The sequence below is a fragment of the Bacillus sp. C-3-6 genome (assembly GCF_054509685.1).
Genome location: NZ_CM137247.1, coordinates 2010877 through 2033792, shown reverse-complemented (window position 1 = coordinate 2033792; position 22916 = coordinate 2010877). Strand labels below are relative to the sequence as shown.

Genomic DNA, 22916 nt, shown 5'->3' with positions numbered 1-22916 from the left:
GCTTTATTTACTAGTACCAGTTCGTAAGCAAATTAAAAAGTCGTGGCTTATAAATGCCACGACTTTTTATATTAATTCGTACTAATGCCTCTCGCTGCCCAAATGCGATCGATATCAGCAGCATGTTGTCCGCCATATAAAAGAGCATCCGCTTGCTTAATCGCTTTCGCTCCATCACTGAATTTAGAGTTTGGTGTTAATGACCAGTGTGATTGTAAAATGATTTTTGTTGCTACATCACGGCCAAAAGCTTGTGCCATTTCGTATTGACCTTGAGCCCAAATTTCACCATCATCATGCACTTCATTCGTTATATCTTTCGGATATACTTTATTCGTATCTAATCGGCGTAAGCATGTTGGATCTGAACTAGAATAAGCTGTCGCATCCCATTCTCCAACACATGCTTTACCATATCCAGTAGTCGATACTGCATCTTCATATGTAGCACCTAAGAAGTCGCCAAATCCTTCTCCCATCGCTCCACCTTCTGCTGAACTACCAAAGCCAGGAACTTGGTTATCTTGAATCGAATGCCCATATTCATGTGCGATAATACCAGCATCTTCTGCATCATCAACACCACCAGTACCGAAAGTTAAAGCTTTTGTTGATGGAGAATAGAATGAGTTATCATCAGTTGTACCATTAACATTCACTTTTATCGAACGGTTATTAATATTTTTAAAACCTAGACTTTGAATGTACCGTTGCAATGTGTCGATATGATAGTACGACATAACATCTTCAAAGCTATCATTTGCGCGTGTATAGTTAAATTGTAAATTCGTAGATTTTGTTTTCGCTTTTGAAGAAATCGTTACATATTCTCCAATTAAAAATCCTGTTCCATCTAAACCTTTTAACGTAACAGTTTTCAGTTGATTCGTTAGAGCTGTTGAATCTGCATCGTTATTATCTTTTAAGCCTACTTTACTACCGCTAGATACGACTGGGTTAGGTAAAAATACTTTTCCTGACCCTTCAGCTTTTCGGTTTATATCAACCTTTTTAATTAACTTTCCATTTTCTGCATCAATAAATGTTTCCCATGCACCAAATGGATTATTAGAATGGACTACAACTTTATATACTGGACGAGCAATTCCTTCTTCAACAATATATCCGAACTCTTTATCTGTAGGAGCCCATAAATTTTGCTCACTTGCTTCTCCAACATACGCCATTGATTTTTGTATTGCATCTTTTTCACTAATTTTTGTCGTTACTTCCTTCACACCTGTAACAGGCTGATAATCAGAAACAGCGAGTACTCCCTTTCCCTCTCCGTTAAGAGTAACTGTAATTTGTTTTGAGAATACAGGCGCACCGTTAACAACTTGTTGGAACCTAACATATGAAGCTACTGACGTTTCTGTTGTAGAAATATATTGCAAGTCTGAAAGGTCTGTTTTCAATCCATACTGCGCAGCATTTTCTTTTAAATATTCAGTTGCTTTTTTCTGTGGCGAATAAGCTTCTAACTTTACTTGCTGTTGTTTTTCCAATGCCGAAACCGTAGAAATCGTCCCCATTACTAACGGTACAGTCATTGCCATTGCCACCATTTTTTTATTAAACATAGAACCACTCCCCCTAATAAAGTAGCTCAACCTTATCCCATTACCACTCGGCAATCATTCCTCGCAAAACGGATGGATAAAAATTGAATCTACGAGTAATTCTCTATAAACACTTCTATTACCTTTTCATTTAGGGTAAGTGAAATTTTCTCAATATTTATGTGTAAAGTGAACACAATACTTTAGAAATATATTTCTAAAGCAATTCCTTAACTCTTAAACTTTTTAAATGACTTTGTAAAAAATAGGCTACTTTTTACCTAACGATAGGTTGAAAAAAATATTAATGAATGATACGATTTATATAACCTTTTTTTAGGAGGCTTTATTATGAGCAAAAGTGCAGAAACACTCTCTTCAATTATGGAAGCAAGCTATCGACTGTTTGCCGGACATGGTATTACCAAAACGACTTATTCAATGATTGCTGAAGAAGTCGGAATTGCTAAACCGTCCATTTATTATTACTTTAAATCTAAAGATGCATTAATCGAATGTATTTTCACAGAATTATGTGCTGCGATGCAGTTTTCTTCCTTCTTCCATACAGAAGAGTTTACGAAAGAAAATTTTATTGAGAAATGCATTGAAATTGGATTCAAAATAATTGATGAACAGCAGAACGATCCTTATTTTAATCGTGTGTTGCAAGAATATGTATTACTATCTTCAAGAAATGATATGTACAAAGATCGATTACTAACTGTGCAAACAGAATATTTACAAGGGTTTGAATCACTCCTTACAAAAGCAAATGAGCTGCAATTGATTGAAAATAAAAATCTAGTTTCAAAAGCTCATATGTTAGCAATAGTGCTTGATAATGTTGGGGATTTTATGATGTTACATGTGGATATAGATTATAGACAAATATGGATGGAAGCTGTAAACAGTATTTTTGAAAGAAGGGATTGAATTGAATACTAAAAAACGAATTATCGGCTTAGACTTTGCTAGGGCCTTGGCGATGTTTGGTATGCTGCTTGTTAATTTTATGGTGATAACAGGTGCAGAAGGAAATGGTCCCCCATTTTTAATAACCTTCATGTCACTTTTTGAAGGTAGAGCTTCTGCCTTGTTTGTTATACTTGCTGGAATTGGCATATCTTTAATGACTAGATCCTCTGTTGCTAGCAATGAAAAAATAAAAATTTCTAATAGCCGAAAGATCATATGGAAACGGGCACTATTCTTATTTATTTTAGGATTACTTTTATACGTAATGGAGTGGACTGGGGATATATTACACTACTATGGTGTTTACCTTTTCGTTGCTACCTTACTCATTACAGTCCGAAAAAAAGCATTACTCTTCTTATCTATTATTATCCTACTCTTGGCACAATCTCTTCAGCTTACTTTCAATGCTTTCGAAGGTTGGGGAGGCCCTACTCCATTTATAAAATATGTAGACTTCTGGACAGTTAACGGTTTTCTTCGCAATTTATTCTTTAATGGTTATCACCCTTTTTTCCCATGGTTTTTATTCTTCTTAATCGGTATGATAATTGGCAGATTAGATCTTCATAATAAAAAGATTAGAGATAGGTTGCTCTTGCTCGGTATTACATTCACCATACTGATAGAACTTTTATCAAAAGGGCTCACGTACTACTTCATTCCACACATTGGCAAAGCAGCTGCTACATTTTTGTTTAATACAGGACCCATTTTACCAAATGTATTGTACATTTTATCTGCAACAGGATCTGCTATTGCTATATTAATACTTTGCCTCTATATCACTGAAAAATATGAAAATAATTGGTTTGTTACTTCCATTATACAAACAGGTCAATTAACATTAACTCATTATGTAAGTCATGTATTTATCGGGATTGGGACATTAATTCTATTCAATAGAATGGAACATCAAACACTACTTTTCGTTTTATTATTTGCTACTGTATTTTTCATTTTCAGTATTTTGTTTAGCGTATTATGGAGAAAGAAATTTTCTAGAGGACCTATCGAATGGATTATGAGGAAATTAGCTAGTTAATTTACCTCCATACGAAAAAGGAAGTTGGAATCATTCCAACTTCCTTTTTTCTTTAATTAGCTGCACTTAATTTAATTCTAAGTTTTGTTTCACCTAAAGAAAGTTCATCGTCTTCGTTCGTTAAGTGACCAAATGTAAATTGTTTTACGAGTAAGTTTTCTTCCAATAAATCTTTATGATTCGTTAACGTTCGTTGTAGTTCTTCTTCTGTATCGAGAATAACATCGACTCGTAAATTAACTGGTAAATTCAACTGTTTACGATATTCTTGAACCGCACGAATGAATTCACGCGCTACTCCTTCTTGTAACAATTCTTCCGTTACATTCGTATCTAACATAACCGTATATTGTCCGTTAGTCGTATTAGAGAATCCTGATTTTGCAACTTTCTCAACTAACACATCTTCAGCAGTTACAACTACTTCTTCTCCTGGTGTTGCTTCGTAAACTGCTCTTTCTGTTGATACAAAGTTTTGTACTTCTTCTTGTGATAATTGTTTTAGCCAACCATTCACTGCATTCACATTTTTACCGAATTTCGGCCCCGCTGTTTTAAAATTAAGCTTCAATTGATATGATGTGTATTTTGTTTCATCGAGTTCAACATGGAACGCTTTTACATTTAACTCATCCATAACGATATCACGATAAGATTCCCAATCCATATCATTCTCGTTATGCTCAAGTAATACAAGTTCTGCTAGCGGCTGTTTTACTTTTAAAGAATGCTGATTACGGTTACTTCTTCCAAGTTCAACAACTTGTAAAACAGCATCCATTTCCGCTTCTAATTTCGGCTGAAGTAGTGATTCATTTACAACTGGATAATCAGCTAAATGAACGCTACTTCCTTCTAAATTAAGATGAATGTCTTCCGCGACAAACGGTGTGAATGGTGCAATTAATTTACTAATTGTTACAAGTACTTCATGAAGTGTCTCATACGCAGCAGCTTTTTCAGCGTTCATACCAGATTCCCAGAAACGATTACGTGAGCGTCTTACATACCAGTTACTCACTTCATCTACAAGTACTGCAATTTCACGAGCTGCATTCGTAAATTGATAATCATCAAGTGCTGTTCTCACTTTTTTCGTTGTACTATGCAATCTTGATAATACCCATTCGTCTAATTTCGTACGCTTTACATCATACGTTTCTTTCGGGTTATACTCATCTAAATTTGCATATAAAACGTAGAAGCTATACACATTGACTAATGTATCTACAAATTTAGATTTCGCTTCCAGTACGGTTCTTTCAGAAAAACGCTTCGCATTCCACGGAGCACTATCAACAAGTAAAGCCCATCTTAGCGCATCTGCACCAAACTTATCTACTAAATCAACTGGATCTAGTGCATTCCCTTTACTTTTAGACATTTTCTGACCTTCTTCATCTAAAACATGCCCTAGTGATAACACTCGTTTATACGGTACTTTTCCTGTATACAGTGCTGAGACTGCTAATAAACTATAAAACCAGCCGCGTGTTTGATCAATTCCTTCTGCAATAACATCAGCTGGAAACTGCTCTTCAAATAACTCTTTATTTTCAAATGGGTAATGATATTGTGCAAATGGCATGGAACCACTATCAAACCAAACATCAATTACTTCTGGTGTACGATTCATTGTGCCTCCGCATTTTTCGCAGCGGACTTGAACTTCATCTACATAAGGCTTATGCAATTCTAAATCTTCCGGTGTTTCTTTCGTACTATGCTTTCTTAATTCGGCAATGCTTTTCGGCGCAAACTGATGATCACAACTTTCACATTCCCACACGTTTAATGGCGTTCCCCAATATCTATTTCGGCTAATATTCCAGTCCACCATATTTTCTAAAAACTTACCAAATCGTCCATGTTTCATATGATCCGGATACCAAGTAACTGAATCATTATTTTGTAAAAATGTATCTTTAATTGCAGTTGTTCGGATTAACCAACTTTCTCCTGCATAATAAAGTAGTGGTGAATCACAACGCCAGCAATGTGGGTAGCTATGTTCATATTTTTCTTTATGATATAGCAAACCTTCTTTCGCTAAATAACGAACAATGTCAACGTCACAATCTTTTACAAATTTACCTTTCAAAAATGGTACCGCTTCTGTATACTCACCTTTTTCATCTACAACGTGCAAGAATGACAATCCTTCACTTTGAACAACTCTATAATCGTCCTCTCCATATGCTGGAGCAATATGAACAAGTCCTGTACCACTATCTGCCGTTACAAAATCTGCTGCGATAACGCGGTAACCATTTGTAACTTCTTTCATCGGAAATGGCGCTGTATAAGATGTGTTTAATAATTCTTCGCCTTTATGAACAGATAATACTTCATAGTTTTCTTTTAATACTTCTTGTACACGTTCTTTCGCAACAATGTATACATGACTTTCTTGTTTTGCTTTAACATATTCCATATTTGGATGTACAGCAAGCGCTACGTTTGCTGGAAGTGTCCAAGGCGTTGTTGTCCAACCTAAGAAATACTCATTTTCACTATCTTTCACTTTAAACTTCACAGTTGCACTTAAATCTTTTACTGTTTTATACCCTTGTGCAACCTCATGTGAGCTCAATGAGGTTTGGCAGCTTGGACAGTATGGTGAAACTCTATGTCCTTTATATAACAATCCTTTTTCATGGATTGTCCCCAAAATATGCCATACACTTTCAATATATGGATTCTTTAAAGTTACATATGGATCATCCATATCTACCCAATAACCAATACTTTCAGTGAATTCACGCCACTGCTTTTCATATGTGAAAACACTCTCTTTACACTTTTGAATAAATGGTTCAATGCCATATTCTTCGATCTCATGTTTACCAGAAATACCAAGTTGCTTCTCAACACCTAGTTCTACAGGTAAACCATGTGTATCCCATCCTGCTTTTCTTACTACTTTATAACCAGCCATCGTTTTATATCTTGCTACTAAATCTTTAATTGCCCGACCAAGTGCATGGCCGACATGTGGTAAACCGTTCGCCGTTGGTGGTCCTTCATAAAACACAAACGATTGTGCGCCTTCTCGATTCTGAATTGATTGTTCAAAAATGCTTTGTTCGTTCCACTGCTTACGAATACGTGTTTCTCTCCCTACAGCTGACTCTTTTACATCTACTTTCTTCATCTACAATCACTCCTTTGAATGTTTTAAAAGCACACAAAAAACCCGCCCCTATGAAGTAGGGACGGGTTTACCCGCGTTACCACCCTAATTCTATTAGCTTTTCACTAATAGCGCTTAGCAACGTACTATCATACGTGTTCTTTGTAACGGTAGACATCCGTCCGGGCTTACTCACTTTCAGCCTCGGCTCCTCGGAGATGATTTTCAAATAACGTCTGCCCACCGGCTTTCAGCAATATACCGGCTCTCTGGAGAACAGTTCACTATTTTACTCTTTCTCGTCTTCAGATTTGTATACTTTATTAAAAGTTATTTTATGCCATTTGACAACTAATTGTCAACTAATTCAAAATATATTCTTATCCTTATCCCCTATTCTTATACAATTACTTTTCAAATTCTCTCAATGCTGCTAAATTTTCATCATCCTCAATAAGTTCAGCAAAGAATCCCGATTCATCCTCACGAAGGACAATTTCAAGCTCTTCCTTCGCCTCTTCATTTCTATTTAACTGTGCTAAATAACAAGCACGATCATATCTTGCTAACAAATCATTTGCATCCATTGTTAATACTTCATTTGCTATTTTTTCTGCCTTTACTGTTTGGCCGGCACCATGATATGAAGACGCTAAAGAAAGGAGAATTGCTGTTTCATTTGGATGATGTATAGAAGCATTTTCTAATACATGAATTGCCTCTTCAAACCTTTCTTGACTTTGATACATTTCTCCTAAAGCAAGAAATGCTCTACTTACGAACGGTGTTTGCTCCGTTAATTGTAAGGTAATCTTTTCTGTTTTTCTTTCTTCCCCTGCTTTAAAGAATACTTGTGCTTGCAGAAGAAGAGTATCATAATCATCTGGTAGTTCTCGAACCATTTGCTTCGTTAATTCCAAAGCATCTCTTAACATATCTTCTTCCTCGCACTCAACGAAAAGATTTACAAGTTGCTTCGCTACTTCATAATCCCATCTATTTTCTAGTGACGTGTGCAAAATCTCTATTGCTTCTCTATTCATCTCTACATTCTCATAAAATAGCGCAAATCGCTGTGCTGCCATACTATTTTTCGGATTTAACTTTAAAGAGATTTCATATAAATCGATTATCATAGTAACCATTGAAATTTCTTTCGCACGATTTTTCATACGATAAAAAGCCCTCGTAATGATAGATCGTTTCGGCTGTTCATGCAGCTGGCGTTCAATCCATATTTCCGTAACCGCAGCTGCAGCATACATGAATGCTGTACTTCTTTCTGCTTTTTTCACCTTTAATGTATGAAGAAAATCTCGTATGTTAGACAATTTTTTATGTTGCTCTACTGCTTTTACATAAACATCAAATATACGTTCATTATCAAAATCTTTTTGTATTACTTTCATTGCAACTTCAATTGCTTTTACATTTCTTTTTTTCACTAATACTTTTGCATAATGATATAGTACTTCTATATGCTCACCATCTAATTGTAGCGCGTATTCAATCTGTGCTTGTTCTTTATCTATTTCATTCATCGCTCCGTACACATATGCAATCGCATCTAAACGCCATATTTCAGGTACTTCGTCCGCTAATTGTTCTAGTTCAATCAGCAATTCTTCCTGAAGGTTCATTTCTACTGAAAGCTGTGCCAAATATTCCATATTAATATGCAACGGCTCTTCTTTCATCGCCTGAACCATATGACTTTGTTCTTTAGAACGGTTTTCTTCTTTTTCGTATATTTCCGCAAGCTGTAAATGTACACCTACGAAATTCCCATCAAGCTCTAAACATGTTTCATACGCTTGTTTTGCTTCCGTCAATTGCCCTAATGCCATAAGTGTTTCACCAATTCGGTAATACGGTAATGCCGTTTCCTTTTGTTCTATCGCCTTATTATATCTTTTCATCGCTTGGCCGTACTGTCCAATAGATTCATATAAAATACCTGCATAACAACCGTACTCACTTACTTCATTACTTTCTTTGTGTAACGTTCTTAAAAACGCTATACCTCGTTGTACAAATTCCGTTCCTTTAATTCGATTCACATATTCATCTAACGCACTTGCTACATTATAATCGCTTTTCTTTATACCATTTTCTAACTTAGATAGCGCTACTTTAAACCCTTCTTCATTTCCACCAAGTTCAAGTTCAGCATCCCATAAAACCATTCCTGCATTCATGAGGAAATCTTGGCTCTTTTCAATTTGCTTCTCAAGACCAAGAATGTATTCTTTTGCTTCCTTGTATTGTTCTCTTGCCATATACACTTGTGTAAGTCCGAAGTGAGAATAAACATCCTCATCGTTTTCTTCTAAAGCACGCTTATACAATACTTCTGCTTCTTCCAAGCTATCATTTTGAAAATGATAGTCCCCTAATTTTACGTAAAGAGGTGCTTTATCATCACAATTCTCAATACCGTTTAATAAAATTTCTTTCGTACTTTCCTCATCCTTCAAATCAGATTCGTATATTTCTGAAAGTTTCGTATAAATGTAAGATGCATTACTATCCAAATGAATCGCTACTTTAAGCCCTTTTATTGCTAAATATAATTTTCCTAGTTGATGTGCACATCTCGCTCGTTCATACCATACATGTGCTTCATATTTATACTCTTTTAACAAGTCATTAAAGATTTCATATGCTTCTTCATATCTTTCTAAATCTATTAATATTAAACCGTGATTCGTTAAAGTGAATCTTTCAGGACTGCGCTCTAACGCAACTTGAGAGTATTGCAATGCTTTTTCAGATTGATCAATATACATATAGGATAAAGCGAGAAAACTCCAAGCAATAGGCTGATCTGCGTCTAATTGTAACGATGAACGAAAGCTTGAAATCGCTTCTATATAACTTTCCTGCTCAAAAGCATATCTTCCATTTATCAAATGATATAATGCACGATTATTTTTCTTCTCAACGCTTGTCAGCATTTGCTCCGCTTTCTCTACTTCCTGAAGACGAATAAAACACTGTGCACCATGCAATTTAACAAAGTCCGAGTTCGGAAACTTTTCCATTAACTTATCGATACAATATAAAATAAATTCTTTATCTACTTCAACATCTAAGTGCTTTATCGTATATAGCCACGTATTTGGATTATCGCTCGTTTCTTTTAAAAATTGTACTAAGTTACTAATTCCCTCTTTGTCATGTTCATCTAAATGATCCGTAAGAGAAAAAATAGATTTAAAATAACGATTTTCTTCCTCACTTAGAAACGCTAGTTGCGCCTTCTTTTCTTTCGGAACAAACGTGATTGCTAAACAGCCTGTATAACGATATTTTTCTTGTAATTTACTATATTCTACAAGAACTGGTTCTATAAAGTTTGGATCTTGAACATAGAAAGCTTGCAATGTATCATCATATCCAGATAGAACTTGTACGTGTGAAGCATGCTCAATATCTATACTTAATAAAACAGGAATTCCTTCATCAATCAGTCTCTTATAATTCTCTTCATTCCCTTTAAAATAACGATATTCATAACCTAATTCTTCTAAATAAGAAACAGTATCTGAAAACTTCGATCCTGTCATATCAAAAATAAACTCTGCTATTTCATCTTGTGTACGTGTCTCTCCCCATATACGCAACATCATCTCTAAACTTGTCGGAACACAATAATTATCCTTTTGTACAATAGGAACTATCGGCAAGTGAACCTTTTTTCCATCCGGATTTTTTTCTAAATTATGATATAACGATTCTTTTAAACTCTTTTCTTCTTTTAATAGCTTTTGTAAATCTGCAAATTTATTCATTTTGTACAGCGCTTCTGCACGTAAATGTACAAAGTAAGTGTTATAAGCATGATATGGCAGCTGAGTATTTATGTTATCTATTACCGCTAACATCTCTTCATATTGCTCTAAATCTAATAAATACTTTACCTTCTCAAAATGAAAATATGGTACTTGTGGGAACTTTACAATCGCATCATTAATTAACTGTATCGCACGTTTTTGTTCTCCTTTATTTGCATACAATTGTGATAATAAATAGGTAGATAACTCTTCACAATCTTCATGCTGTATGCCAGCAATAAATTGTTCTTCCGCTTTCTCCCATTCGCCTGTATGCATATAAACGTAGCCCCATTTATCAAACACTACGCGCGTACTGTACTCCTCTGCTTTTTGCATATACATTAGCGCTTCTTCATTTCTTTTCATTTCTAAAAGACATCGTACTAATGTAAAATATGTTTTCGCTAAAAAATCTGCATCTATTTCTTCTTTACTTAACTCTTCTAAAGAAGATTTTAACAACTGCTCTGCTTCAAGAATTTTCCGCTCATCAATTAACTCATCACAATATAAAGAGAGCGTTCTCATATTTGGGAATTTTTTATAAGCGTAACGAATGAGGAATGAACTGTATTGGTGCATAAGCCCTTCATCAGTAAGGCGAATTAATATATCGAACTCCTTATGCGAAGTAATATTGGCAAGCCAATTCTTCACATAGGATAAAGTATTCGTTTCTTTTATATATGCAATTTCATTATTTATTTCCTGTAATCCATCTACAAATCTCTTGTCTTTTAAACAAGTTTCTAACTGCTTAAAATCTAGCATGCATTCACCTCGAATTTATATTTATACTGCCACTTGCTTAGATTTTACACACCATATAGTATGTATTCAACTAAAATCTCTTATAATGGATGGTATTAATTAATATTATTCAAATTTATAACAAAATATAGTAAAAATGATTGTTTTTCTCCGTATTTTGTTTAATTATATGGAATAACGTAACATGCGGTTTTAATCTTGTAGAAGCTGAAATTAGTACATAAAATTATATCAGCGATAATTCAAATATATCGGCGATTTTCAAATTATATCGACATTAAACGACAATCCTTATATATCATGACTTTTAACATACTATGTCACCAAATGTAATTTTCATATTCGGAGCGTATACTAAAGAAGAATGCACATGAAATATTTTAAAAAATCGTAGTTCAGCTTCATATTGAGCTAGCGCATCATCATATGTTAATCCTTTAGCCATTAAACGTTCTACAAATTGTTGCTTATCACCCGGATCACCTGCAATCCCCTCTTCTTTTAATGATTGATACAAATCGTTTTTATCATTGTGATGCATATTTGAATCTAAAAAGTTCACTTTATCGCTTACTCTACATTCAATATTTTTCACACCTAATTCACTTAAATATATCGGTATTTTCATGCCTATATTGCCATCTTTACCATTTCTTTGCGTATCATTTTCAAATAATTTCTGCAAAACACCTAGCTGAATAAATTCCGATTGTTTCTCCCCATCTAGTAAATAAGAAGCCATATTAGAAATCCAATGTGGTTCAAAACAGATTATTTTTCCGCCCTTTTTAACTGAATGTATCATTTTTTGTAGCATCGTTTTTGGTGAACTCATATGTAATAAGAAGGCATGACAAATTGCTATATCGTATGTATCGTTCAATTCAATTTCTATAGCATCTCCCTCCAGAAATTCTGACTCGTACGGAAGTAAACGAAACAACTCTCTCGCTTCAGCTAATAATGTTTCTCCACTATCAATGCCTGTATACTTTGATCCTTCTGGAAGTAAAGGCATTAATAATAAGCCTAAATAACCATATCCACAACCATAATCAACAATATGTACGGGCTTAGTAATCTTCCAAACCATATTTACTAAAAAGCGGACATAATCGTCGTTGTAATATAAATCTCTTGTGTTTTTTAAATACGTTAGTTTACTGTTCCAATCGTACGTTTCCAAGTTCAACGCCTCCTTTTTATATATGACATTACAATTCTCCATTTAATACGGACATTCCTACACCTGAAACAACTCTATAAAAGTTTAGATTTAATAAAATAAAACTTCTGCTTTCACATTTTCTATGAAAATAAATAGGCATACATATCTACTACGATACGTATACCTATTTGTTTTACATCTCCTCAGGAGCATCCACCCCAAGTAGACGTAATCCTTCTTTTAATACAACTGTCACAGCATACACTAATGCCAGTCTACTGTCTTTCTCTCCGTTCTCTTCTAATATACGAACATTACCGTAATATTTATTGAACGATTGTGCTACATCTAATACATATTTCGAAATAATCGATGGCTCATTTTTATTGAAAGCTGCTTCAATTACTTGTGGGAATTTGTTTAGTAATTTTACGACACTCCAGCTATGATCGTCTTTTAAAGCAAATGTACATGTTTCAAATTCTACACTTTCTTTTCTTAAAATAGAACAAGCACGTGCATGTGTGTACTGTACGTACGGGCCTGTTTCTCCTTCAAATTTCAGCATGTTTTCTAATGAGAATTCAATATTGTGCATACGCTCATTTTTTAAATCGTGGAAGATGATTGCACCAACACCGACTTGCTTTGCTACTACTTCTTTTTGTTTTAAGTTTGGATTTTTCTCTTCAATATTTTGTTTTGCAAGTTCGATTGCTTCTTCGAGTACTTCTTCAAGTAAAATAACTCTTCCTTTACGTGTCGACATTTTCTTACCATCTTTTAAAATGAAGCCAAACGGTACGTGTTCCATACCATCAACCCAAGTATAGCCAAGTTTTTTTAATACGGTGAAAAATTGATTGAAATGTAAGCTTTGTTCTGGACCAACAACATATAGCGCTTTATCAAACCCATAAGTGTTTTGACGATATAAAGCTGCCGTTAAGTCACGCGTTGCATAAATCGTCGCACCATCTGATTTTCTAATTAAGCAAGGCGGCATTCCTTCTTCTTCTAAATTAACGACTAATGCACCTTCTGATTCTTCAAGCAACTCATGTTCTTCTAAAATCCCAATAAAATCTTCCATTAAATTATTATAAAATGCTTCTCCCTGAAAATTAGTAAATTCTACGCCGAGAAGTTCATAAATGCGCGAAAATTCTTTAAGGGACTCATGACGGAACCAATTCCAAAGCTCTACCGCTTCTTCATCACCTTCTTCTAATTTCTTAAACCAAGCACGTCCTTCTTCTTCTAGTTCTTCGTCGTCTTTTACCTCTTCATGGAATTGGACATATAACTTAAATAGCTCACGTATTGGATCTTCTTTAACTACTGCTTCATTTCCCCATTTTTTATAAGCCGTAATTAACTTTCCAAACTGTGTTCCCCAATCTCCTATATAATTAATCCCTACAACTTCATAGCCACATTTTTCAGCGATATGTTTCAGCGAATTTCCTATCATTGTAGAACGTAAATGCCCCATCGAAAAAGGTTTCGCGATATTAGGAGAGGAATAATCAATTACTACTGTTTTTTCACAGCCAAAGTGGTTTTGACCGAACTCTTCTTTCTCCGCTAAAACTGTTTTTAATACTGCATCACTTACAGTTTCACGATTGAAAAATACATTTACATACGGACCAACGGCTTCTACTTTCGTAAAAAACGGATCATTTAATTTCTCAGCAACTTCCTTTGCGATAAGAGCTGGTGCTTTTTTATATTGCTTCGCTAATGAAAAACATGGGAACGCTGCATCTCCAAATTCATCTTGTTTCGGTGTTTCAATTAAATCTAAAATTTGTTTTTGCGTTAATTCATTCGTGAAAATATTAGATAAACTTTCCGCAAACTGCATTTTATAATCCATGATACAACCTCCTTATTTTTTAAAACACAAAAAACTCGTCTCTAAAAAAGAGACGAGTTTTAACCCGTGGTACCACCCTTGTTGTTCGTTACGAACCACTTTCCCGTTTATAACGAGGACAGGGGGCCTCGGCTTTCTCTACTATTCGTTCAAGAAGCATCTCCGAAGTGCGCTTCATCTTTTTCTTCCGTACTAGGCTCACACCATCCCTAGCTCGCTTTCCTTCTAAAAAAGACTACTCTCTTCATCACAGACAGTATATTTAATTAATTATTGCTTATTATACATCTTTTCAAACAATTAGCAAGGGTCAATTACACCAAAGTGAAACTTAGCACTTTTTCTTTTGTATACATGAAAATTGTGTTTTTCAAATCTAGAACTACGAAAATGATCTTTTAAAACAACACGTTTTCTCGCCACTCGTTTTGCCTCCGCAATTGTTTCGTCAGTAATATCATGATACAAAGCGAAGTGTTTTAATCCTTTAATTCCATCGGATTCTATGACAGTTTCTTCAAACATCGGATCAAGGTAAACGACATCATAACTATTGTCTTCACATTGCGCTAAAAATGAAAAATGCTCCGTTTGCTTTACTTGGATTCTTTGCATTGCTTCATCGATTTCAGAAACAGATGAAGACCATGTTTTCAAACCATTTTCCATAATATAAGCCATATATTCATTGCCTTCAAGTCCTGTTACTGTTCCACTTTCACCAACAACATAACTAGCTACAACACTATCTGATGCCATACCAAGCGTACAATCTAACACTCTCATTCCGCTCTCTAATTTAGCAGCTTGTACAAACGGATCGTGCTCTCCACGCATTAACCTTTTCACACGAAACATCGCTGAGTTCGGATGAAAGAAAAATGATTCTTCCGTACCTTTCGGATAAATAGCTAATCGGTTCTTTCCTACGACAAGTACATCTTGTTCATACTGTTCATGCAGCTTATGTACTGGTATGTCATTACGTTTAACGAAAGAAGCATTTAATTCTGCTGCTACCTTGTTTGCATAATCTGTCATTTCTTTGTTCGTTCTTCCTGCTGTTGTTACTATCATTCTTTCACCTCTATATAAAGAAAAGAGGGAGATTTACTCTCCCCCTTCTTTTAGCAATTCTTTTCGAAAGCTTGCTCTAAGTTCGTAATAATTTCGTCCATAGTTGCACCTTCAATTTCATGACGGTGAATGAAGTGAACAACTTCTTTTCCTTTTAATAATGCCATAGATGGTGAAGATGGAGGAATTTCTCCGAAGTATTCACGCATTTTTGCAGTAGCATCTTTATCTTGACCTGCGAATACAGTTACAAGATGATCAGGTTGTTTTTCAGCACGAACAACCGCTTGACCTGCTGATGGACGTGCTAAACCAGCTGCACAACCACAAACAGAGTTTACAACTACTAAAGTTGTACCTGATGTATTTTCCATAAATTCTGTTACAGCTTCTTCTGTAGTTAACTCTTCAAACCCAGAACGCACTAACTCTTGGCGCATTGGGATTACCATTTGGCGCATGTATTCTTCATAAGCATTTGACATCTTGTAATCTCTCCTTCAACTTTCATTCCAAATTCATCATATCACGCTCTATTAATAGGTGCAAAAGAAAGATAACGATGATTTCATTTTTTTGTAGGGATTTCACAAGCCCCACCGCGGCAATGTCCCACTGGAACAAGTTTTCTATTATTAGCGATATAATCGTATACTTTACTTCCAAAACCAAGTACGATGGATAGCTTTATAAAAGGAACGGCAAACCAATAAGATGGAACGGCCTTTGCTAATATATCTATGCTCTGAATGCCGTCATACCACTTATTATTTTTAAAAATATACAGTCTTTGTTCCATCTTACTTTGTAGTTCTTGAGAAAGCTTATATTTCTCAACTACATCTTCATTTCGAAATGAAACAAATTTCATCTTACCCTTTTTATCTAATTTTTTCGTACGTTCTGCAACGGCCGTACACATCGGACACCAACTATCATAGAAAACAATCATACATTATTCCCCTTTACGAGACTCCGTCATTTGTTTCCATACAGAACCTTTTGCTTCTTCTCCGCCTTCAATACGCTCTAATGCTAGACGTGCTTGCATCGCTACTTCAAACTCTGGATCATCTTGCGCTGCTTTTAATGCTGGAATCGCACTTTCATCTCCAAGTTCAAATAAGAACATCGCTGCACGCCAGCGTACTAATTTACTTGGATCTTTCAGAGATTTAATCATAACGAACATCGCTGCCGGATCACCTACATCTGATAAACAATCTCCTGCAGTACGACGAACACTTACAGAGCGATCTAACAACGCTTTATATAATAACGGTAATACTTCATCACCTTTTACCATACCTAAATACGCTGTTGCTAAACGGCGTATTGAAACTTTTTCATCATCTAACGCCATCTTCAACACTGGAATATCTTCTTCAGTAGGATCCATTTGTTCTAATGCTGCAAAACGGTTTTTCCAGTCAGAATCTTTCATCATCTCTTCTGTTACTTTATATGGCTCACGCTTTTGAATCGTTACTTCAACAGCACCTGCTTGATTTAATAATTCTTTAACCGTTTCATTTACACGTTCTTCTGAATAAGCAGCAACAATCTCTTCTACTACTTCTTTCCCGATTTCTTCAAAATTACCGTAACGTGTACTTTGTTCTACCCATTTACGCTCTTTTACAACGTTTGGTGCAGACATTTGTACTTTCATAATTGATTCTTTGAAACGATCTGGTAAGCCAACGCGTTCTTCCGATGTTCCATCTGTTAACTTTACTTGCATTGGAATTGTAAAGAACATTTGAACAAACACTTTCACTTCTCCAAAATGAGACAGTTGTTGTTCTTCACTTTCTTCCACTACTTCTTCGCCAAAAACAGCACGAACTTGTTGTAATAATACTTTCCAGTCATACTTTGCATTTCGCTCGACTGCTAAAAAGTCAGCTACATGATACACACCTTTAATGCCTTCAATTTTCAAAATTTCTTGCACTTGCATTGGTGCTTGTTCTTTATTTTCATTTGTATAATTATTACGCGCTCCTGATGGTAATACTTCATTCAAAATAACTTTCATTGTATTTGGACTTGGCGTCGGTTCAATTGCTTTAATCTTCACGTAAAAAACTCTCCTTTATTGCGTGTTCTTAGCTGTATTGTAACATGTTATCACTCTATACTCCTACTCGGATGCTTAATTTTACTACTTTCTTCCCATTACCATACTATTTCATTCTTTTTACATTTCAAATTAGGAATGAGGTTTTAAAAGCTTTCGTTTCCGATGCTTTTTATTTTTTATCCATTTCTTGAGGTACCGCCAATATTAAAAAAACACACGCTAAGCAAAAAAATATAATAAGCTGTCCATATAGACAGCTTATTTACATATTTTTCGTTCTCGGAAGTTGATCTTGTAGCGCTCTTTCTCGTAATTCACTATGTTTTCCAAAGAAAATAGTGAAAGACAAGGCGATGAATACATTTGCAAAATGACAAAACTGTAAGAATACACGAGTATTTGTAAGAAAGTTCGATGTTTTCCTTTTTCTTTTTTTATTATAGTGAAAAAGAAGAACGAAATATTCTCTTATGTAGGAAAGGAAGATAATAATGATTGATTTATTAAATAAATGGATGTTAGAAAGTACAGGAAATTTCAATATCGTTGTAGGACTTACAGCACTTCTATTTTTGGGTTCAGTAATTGCACTTATTATTATTTACAAAAAAATTGGTAAACCAGATGAAAGAACAACTCCTATTTATTTTAAAATTATTTCTTGTATGTTTACTACTCAAATTCTAATGAATTGCATATTCATTTCTTTAGTTGGTAAAGATATTGAGAATTTCCGTCAAATCTTTATATTATTTGAAGCCTTTGTATTCTTCGTTGGAGCTATTTATTCGTTTAAATTATATAGACAAGAATTTAAATAATTCACTTGCAAGAAACAATAAAAAGGAGGATTCCTTACTCTCAGAAGGAATCCTTTTTTATTTTCTATCACTCAATGCATCTTTTTATACATTCCTATACTGTGATGGGTTTTACGGTTCTCGATTGTTACTGGATTAGCCGAAAAACGTAATAAAATTTTGTATACTCTTTACTTGTTTTCCAAAAAAAAGCTGGCGGTACTCCTTCTTTAAGTTTATTAAAATACTTTCCACAATTTTTTCCGTAGCTATTACTTAAAATCACCTTTTATTACGATGCCCCCTCCCGCCTTCTCTCCAAAAAGGTAATACTCTCAATCACAACTTCAGTTCTATATATTCTCTTGCCTTGTTCATCATCGTAATTACTCGTCTGAATACGCCCTGTAATCCCAACAAGTGATCCCTTCTTACAATATTCAGTTACATTCTCAGCCGATTTTCGCCAAACGACACAATTAATAAAATCGACTTGTTGTTCACCTAAACTATTTCGAAATCCTCTATTCACCGCAATACATATTCTTGCATAAGCAACGCCTTGTTTTGTGTAGTATAATTCTGGCTCCTTTGTCAATCTACCGATTAATACAACTCGATTCATCATAAGTTATACCACCTCACATATTTTTCTTCATTGTAAGGAGAAGTATTTGAATAGTAAAAAGCACAAAATGATATATCCGTAAGTAAAAAGTATTATTTTAGACCTTACAAAACAAAAAAAGAAACCATACATAGTTCAAACATGTATGGTTTCAAAATTTATTACACTTCAGTACAAGATATGTAATATCCTCCGCGAGCCATCTTTATTTCAGCACGGTACATTACATTTTCTAAGTAAAAAGTAATCGGTTTAACTTTACTCTCAAATTTTAGTCTTTCATTGCATTCAGTTGCATATCCTTCAATCGCTGAAGTAATAACTTCAGATGATGGATACGTTAATGCTTCATCTAGTTCTATGAAAAAACTTTTAGAAAATAGTTTTTTCATAATCCCCTTCTTCTCTTTCATCATATTCCATCTCCTTCAATTCAAGTTGATAACATCCATATTATACCATACGTTCAATATATCTTTGAAAATAAAAAAAACCTGCATTTTTCATGCAGGTTTTTTTTATTAGTCATTTTTCGTAAAGTAAGAAACGAAACGAAGAATTTCTAAATATAACCAAACTAATGTAAGCATTAGTCCCATTGCAGTGTACCACTCCATATATTTCGGAGCTTGACTACGTACACCATTTTCGATTAAATCGAAATCTAGTAATAAGTTTAATGCAGCAACTACAATAACAACTGCACTAATAATAATACCGATTGTACCACCTTGGTGAATGTATGGAACAGTTACACCAAACATATTTAGTAGGAATACGACTAAATACATAACCATAATTCCGAGTGTTGCTGCCATAACGCCTGTACGGAATTTATCCGTTACTTTTACTACGCGTGTTGCATATAACACTAACATTGCAAATAGAATTGAGATTGTTAGTAATACAGCATTTAAAACGATAGAATCGCCAAATTTCATTGTATAAACTGCTGAAATACTTCCTAACACAACCCCTTCTACCGCCGCATAGATTGGTGCACCAAAAGGTGAAATACGCGGGAAGAACATAGACGCAAATGCGATGATTGCCGCAACGATTAAAGCACCAATTAATACTGGCATCTTCATCGTCCCCTGCATCATCTGTATGTATGAATAGACAGACGTTGCAAGTAGCAAGATAAGCATAATGAACGTTTTGCCTACTGTTCCGCCAATCGTCATCGCAGAAGCGCTTGCTCCCTCTTTACGGAATGCCTCTTTTTTCAACATTGGATTAGATGTTCTCATTTTTTCCCTCCTAAAATAGGTTCTACCAATAGTGTAAAGTTTTTCTCTTTACTTTTCAATATATGCAGCTTGTTTTTATTTTAATCCTTCAACGATGTCTGATAGTTCACTCCATCTTTCCATCTTTTTTTCTAGCTCTTCTTCTGTTTTCTGCTGTGCTTCAGATAATTCTTGTGCCTTTGTGAAGTCAGATCCAACTTTCGCAAGTTCTTCTCCAATTGACTCAATTTTTTCTTCAAGTTCGGCAATTGTATCTTCAATCGTTTCCCATTCACGCTGCTCATTGTATGAAAGTTTACGTTTACGTTGTTGTTTTGGAGCTTCTTCTACTACTTTTTTCTCTTTTTGAACTTCCGCTTTCTCCATAAGTTCTCTCGTTTTTTCCATTTCTAAATAATCTGTATAACTACCTAGGAACTCACGCACTTCGCCTCCGCCAGTAAAGATGAACAGTTCATCTACTACTTTATCTAAGAAGTAACGGTCATGCGATACAGTTAAAACGACACCTGGGAAATCTTCTAAATAATCTTCTAGTACTGTTAATGTTTGTGTATCTAGATCATTCGTAGGTTCATCAAGTAAAAGTACGTTTGGTTCTCCCATTAAAATACGTAATAAATATAAACGTCTTCTTTCACCACCAGATAGTTTACCAAGCGGTGTACCATGTGAATGAGTCGGGAATAAGAAACGTTCTAACATTTGAGATGCACCAATTACTTTTCCATCTGTTGTATGAATAACTTCTGCAATCTCTTTAATGTATTCAATCATACGCTGATTTAAATTCATTTCTTCATTTTCTTGCGTATAATAAGCAACTTTTACAGTTTGCCCAACTTCAATTTCACCACTATCAGGAGATAACTTACCTGCAAGCATATTTAATAGCGAAGATTTCCCGCTTCCATTCGCTCCAATAATTCCGATGCGATCGCCTGGTTTCACGATATGATTAAAGTTGTTTAATACCGTTTTATCACCAAATTTTTTCGTCACATCTTTTAACTCAAGTACTTTTTTCCCAAGACGGCTACCGCTAAGTGCAATATCAACTGACTGTTTTGCAGCTGGCCCTTCTTGTCCCTTTAGCTCATCAAATCGTTGAATACGTGCCTTTTGCTTTGTTGAACGGGCTTTTGCACCGCGGCGAATCCATGCTAGTTCGCGGCGATATAAGTTTTGACGTTTTGATTCTTGTGCAATTTCTTGTTCTTCACGAAGTGCTTTCGCTTCTAAAAACGTACTGTAATTCCCTTCATAACTATACAGTTTTCCATTATCTAATTCGAAAATACGATTCGTCACACGATCTAAGAAATAACGATCATGGGTTACAAGTAATACTGCGCCATTATATCGAGCTAAATATTCCTCTAACCATTCCACTGTCTCATGATCAAGATGGTTCGTAGGCTCATCTAAAATTAATAGATCCGGTGTTTCAATAAAACATTGCGCCATCGCAATACGTTTTTTCTGTCCACCAGATAAATTTCCAACAGTTGCAGTGAAGTCCGTAATTCCTAATTTCGTTAAAAGAGATTTCGCATTTGCATTTGCTTCCCATGCACTCATTGCATCCATACGTTGCTGCACTGCAAATAATTGTTCCTGTACTTTTTCATTACTTGGATCTTTTTCGATATGTAATAGCGCCTTTTCATACTCACGAAGAAGACGAATTAAAGGAGTATCACCATGGAAGACTTGCTCTAGCACTGTTAGTTGTTCATCAAACTCTGGTTGCTGTGATAAATAACTAATTGTATACCCACGAGAATGAGTCATATCACCTGTATCAGGAATTTCTGCCCCTGCAATAATTTTTAATAACGTAGATTTACCAGTTCCGTTTACACCGATAATTCCGGCACGGTGTCCTTCTGCAATACTAAATGATAATCCATCAAATAACGGTTTTTCTCCATATGATTTTGATAAGTTTTCCACAGTTAACATTTTCATATTTGTGCATTCCACTCTTTCATAAATTGTTCAATAAACTGTTCCATATAACGATGACGAACTTCCGCCTCTTGTTTTGCTGCGTTCGTATTCATTAAATCTTTTAATTTCAAAAGTTTTTCATAAAAATGATTTAAAGATGGATCATTATTTTTTCTATACTCTTCTTTCGTCATTTCTTCACGCGGCGGAATAGTTGGGTCATACATTAATCTCCCTTTTGCCCCGCCATATGCAAATGTACGTGCAATTCCAATTGCACCAAGAGCATCTAAACGATCCGCATCTTGAACAATTTCCCCTTCAAGCGACTCAAGTGTGCCGCCATGACCACCTTTATAAGACATATTGGCGATGATATGAAGAACATGTTTACTTTCCTCTTCTTCCACATGTAACTCTTCTAACCAATCAGAAACTTTTTTCATTCCTTCTTCTTCACTTTCATTTAACTTCTCATCTGCCACATCGTGAAGTAATGCTGCCATTTCAATTATAAAACGATTTCCCCCTTCTTGCTCGGATAAAGAAATCGCCAGTTTATGTACGCGTTCAATATGATACCAATCATGCCCACTCGCATCTTTTTCTAAAATATGTTTTACAAAAGTAATTGTTTTTTGAATCTTTTCTTGTTTTGTCATTTTATCTTCACCCAGTTACTTATTGTAACACGCCCGCATTTTTTCATCACATATTTTCTTGTCCGCCCATACACTGAGT

The 22916-nt window shown here is 35.0% G+C and carries 17 protein-coding genes, 1 pseudogene and 2 other annotated features; of the genes and pseudogenes, 3 read left to right on the top strand and 15 right to left on the bottom strand.

The features are described from left to right. Positions 1-71: 71 nt before the first annotated feature. The gene (locus tag ACW0JX_RS10515) at positions 72-1583 is read right to left on the bottom strand and encodes a M36 family metallopeptidase (protein WP_000482274.1); all 1512 of its coding nucleotides are present in this window, start codon (positions 1581-1583) and stop codon (positions 72-74) included. Between the two features lie 330 nt (positions 1584-1913). Here ACW0JX_RS10515 and ACW0JX_RS10510 point away from each other — a divergent pair, with 330 nt between their 5' ends. Both ACW0JX_RS10510 and ACW0JX_RS10505 read left to right on the top strand, forming a co-directional pair. Beyond that, complete coding sequence (locus ACW0JX_RS10510) at positions 1914-2498, top strand: TetR/AcrR family transcriptional regulator (protein WP_459245657.1); 585 nt, start codon at positions 1914-1916, stop codon at positions 2496-2498. Between the two features lies 1 nt (position 2499). Beyond that, entirely contained in the window at positions 2500-3585 is a 1086-nt protein-coding gene (locus ACW0JX_RS10505; protein WP_459245656.1) for a DUF418 domain-containing protein, read from the top strand. Between the two features lie 52 nt (positions 3586-3637). Here ACW0JX_RS10505 and ileS read toward each other — a convergent pair whose 3' ends face one another. The 9 genes and pseudogenes from ileS to ACW0JX_RS10460 form a co-directional block, all read right to left on the bottom strand. Beyond that, entirely contained in the window at positions 3638-6739 is a 3102-nt protein-coding gene (ileS, locus tag ACW0JX_RS10500; protein WP_459245655.1) for an isoleucine--tRNA ligase, read from the bottom strand. A gap of 54 nt (positions 6740-6793) precedes the next feature. Beyond that, positions 6794-7033: a binding site (T-box leader), on the bottom strand. A gap of 92 nt (positions 7034-7125) precedes the next feature. Beyond that, positions 7126-11328: a tetratricopeptide repeat protein gene (locus tag ACW0JX_RS10495; RefSeq protein ID WP_459245654.1), complete on the bottom strand. Its 4203-nt coding sequence runs from the start codon at positions 11326-11328 to the stop codon at positions 7126-7128. 307 nt (positions 11329-11635) lie between these two features. Beyond that, positions 11636-12514 carry a class I SAM-dependent methyltransferase gene (locus ACW0JX_RS10490; protein WP_142397205.1) on the bottom strand — a complete coding sequence of 293 codons (879 nt, stop codon included), beginning with the start codon at positions 12512-12514 and terminating at the stop codon, positions 11636-11638. A gap of 175 nt (positions 12515-12689) precedes the next feature. Then, on the bottom strand, positions 12690-14378 hold the full coding sequence (gene argS, locus ACW0JX_RS10485; RefSeq protein WP_098640547.1) for an arginine--tRNA ligase: 1689 nt from the start codon (positions 14376-14378) through the stop codon (positions 12690-12692). 45 nt (positions 14379-14423) lie between these two features. Beyond that, positions 14424-14638, bottom strand: a binding site (T-box leader). A gap of 40 nt (positions 14639-14678) precedes the next feature. Further along, a complete protein-coding gene (locus ACW0JX_RS10480; RefSeq protein ID WP_000637461.1) occupies positions 14679-15455 on the bottom strand; it encodes a class I SAM-dependent methyltransferase in 777 nt (258 codons plus the stop codon). A gap of 50 nt (positions 15456-15505) precedes the next feature. After that, positions 15506-15940 carry a BrxA/BrxB family bacilliredoxin gene (locus tag ACW0JX_RS10475; protein ID WP_000063706.1) on the bottom strand — a complete coding sequence of 145 codons (435 nt, stop codon included), beginning with the start codon at positions 15938-15940 and terminating at the stop codon, positions 15506-15508. A gap of 83 nt (positions 15941-16023) precedes the next feature. Next, positions 16024-16407, bottom strand: a complete 384-nt coding sequence (locus tag ACW0JX_RS10470) for a thiol-disulfide oxidoreductase DCC family protein (protein ID WP_459245653.1) — start codon at positions 16405-16407, stop codon at positions 16024-16026. A 3-nt stretch (positions 16408-16410) separates the two neighbouring features. Then, positions 16411-17538, bottom strand: a complete 1128-nt coding sequence (locus ACW0JX_RS10465) for a conserved virulence factor C family protein (protein WP_069355503.1) — start codon at positions 17536-17538, stop codon at positions 16411-16413. A 280-nt stretch (positions 17539-17818) separates the two neighbouring features. Further along, positions 17819-17893: pseudogene (locus ACW0JX_RS10460) on the bottom strand (transposase); the annotation flags it as partial. 139 nt (positions 17894-18032) lie between these two features. Here ACW0JX_RS10460 and ACW0JX_RS10455 point away from each other — a divergent pair. Beyond that, a complete protein-coding gene (locus ACW0JX_RS10455) occupies positions 18033-18362 on the top strand; it encodes a hypothetical protein (protein ID WP_000566285.1) in 330 nt (109 codons plus the stop codon). A gap of 271 nt (positions 18363-18633) precedes the next feature. On the opposite strand, the gene ACW0JX_RS10450 is transcribed toward ACW0JX_RS10455, so the two are convergent. The 5 genes from ACW0JX_RS10450 to ACW0JX_RS10430 all read right to left on the bottom strand — a co-directional run bounded on the left by ACW0JX_RS10450 (position 18634) and on the right by ACW0JX_RS10430 (position 22837). Next, positions 18634-18969: a single-stranded DNA-binding protein gene (locus ACW0JX_RS10450; protein ID WP_000982013.1), complete on the bottom strand. Its 336-nt coding sequence runs from the start codon at positions 18967-18969 to the stop codon at positions 18634-18636. A gap of 161 nt (positions 18970-19130) precedes the next feature. Beyond that, positions 19131-19385 (bottom strand): DUF4318 domain-containing protein, encoded by a 255-nt coding sequence (locus tag ACW0JX_RS10445; protein ID WP_000975133.1) that lies wholly within the window; start codon positions 19383-19385, stop codon positions 19131-19133. A 105-nt stretch (positions 19386-19490) separates the two neighbouring features. Beyond that, on the bottom strand, positions 19491-20222 hold the full coding sequence (locus ACW0JX_RS10440; RefSeq protein WP_001260655.1) for a Bax inhibitor-1/YccA family protein: 732 nt from the start codon (positions 20220-20222) through the stop codon (positions 19491-19493). A gap of 75 nt (positions 20223-20297) precedes the next feature. Further along, the gene (locus tag ACW0JX_RS10435) at positions 20298-22193 is read right to left on the bottom strand and encodes an ABC-F family ATP-binding cassette domain-containing protein (RefSeq protein ID WP_000783191.1); all 1896 of its coding nucleotides are present in this window, start codon (positions 22191-22193) and stop codon (positions 20298-20300) included. Next, the gene (locus ACW0JX_RS10430) at positions 22190-22837 is read right to left on the bottom strand and encodes an HD domain-containing protein (protein WP_069355499.1); all 648 of its coding nucleotides are present in this window, start codon (positions 22835-22837) and stop codon (positions 22190-22192) included. The genes ACW0JX_RS10435 and ACW0JX_RS10430 overlap by 4 nt, the downstream gene beginning before the upstream one ends. Positions 22838-22916 lie beyond the last annotated feature (79 nt).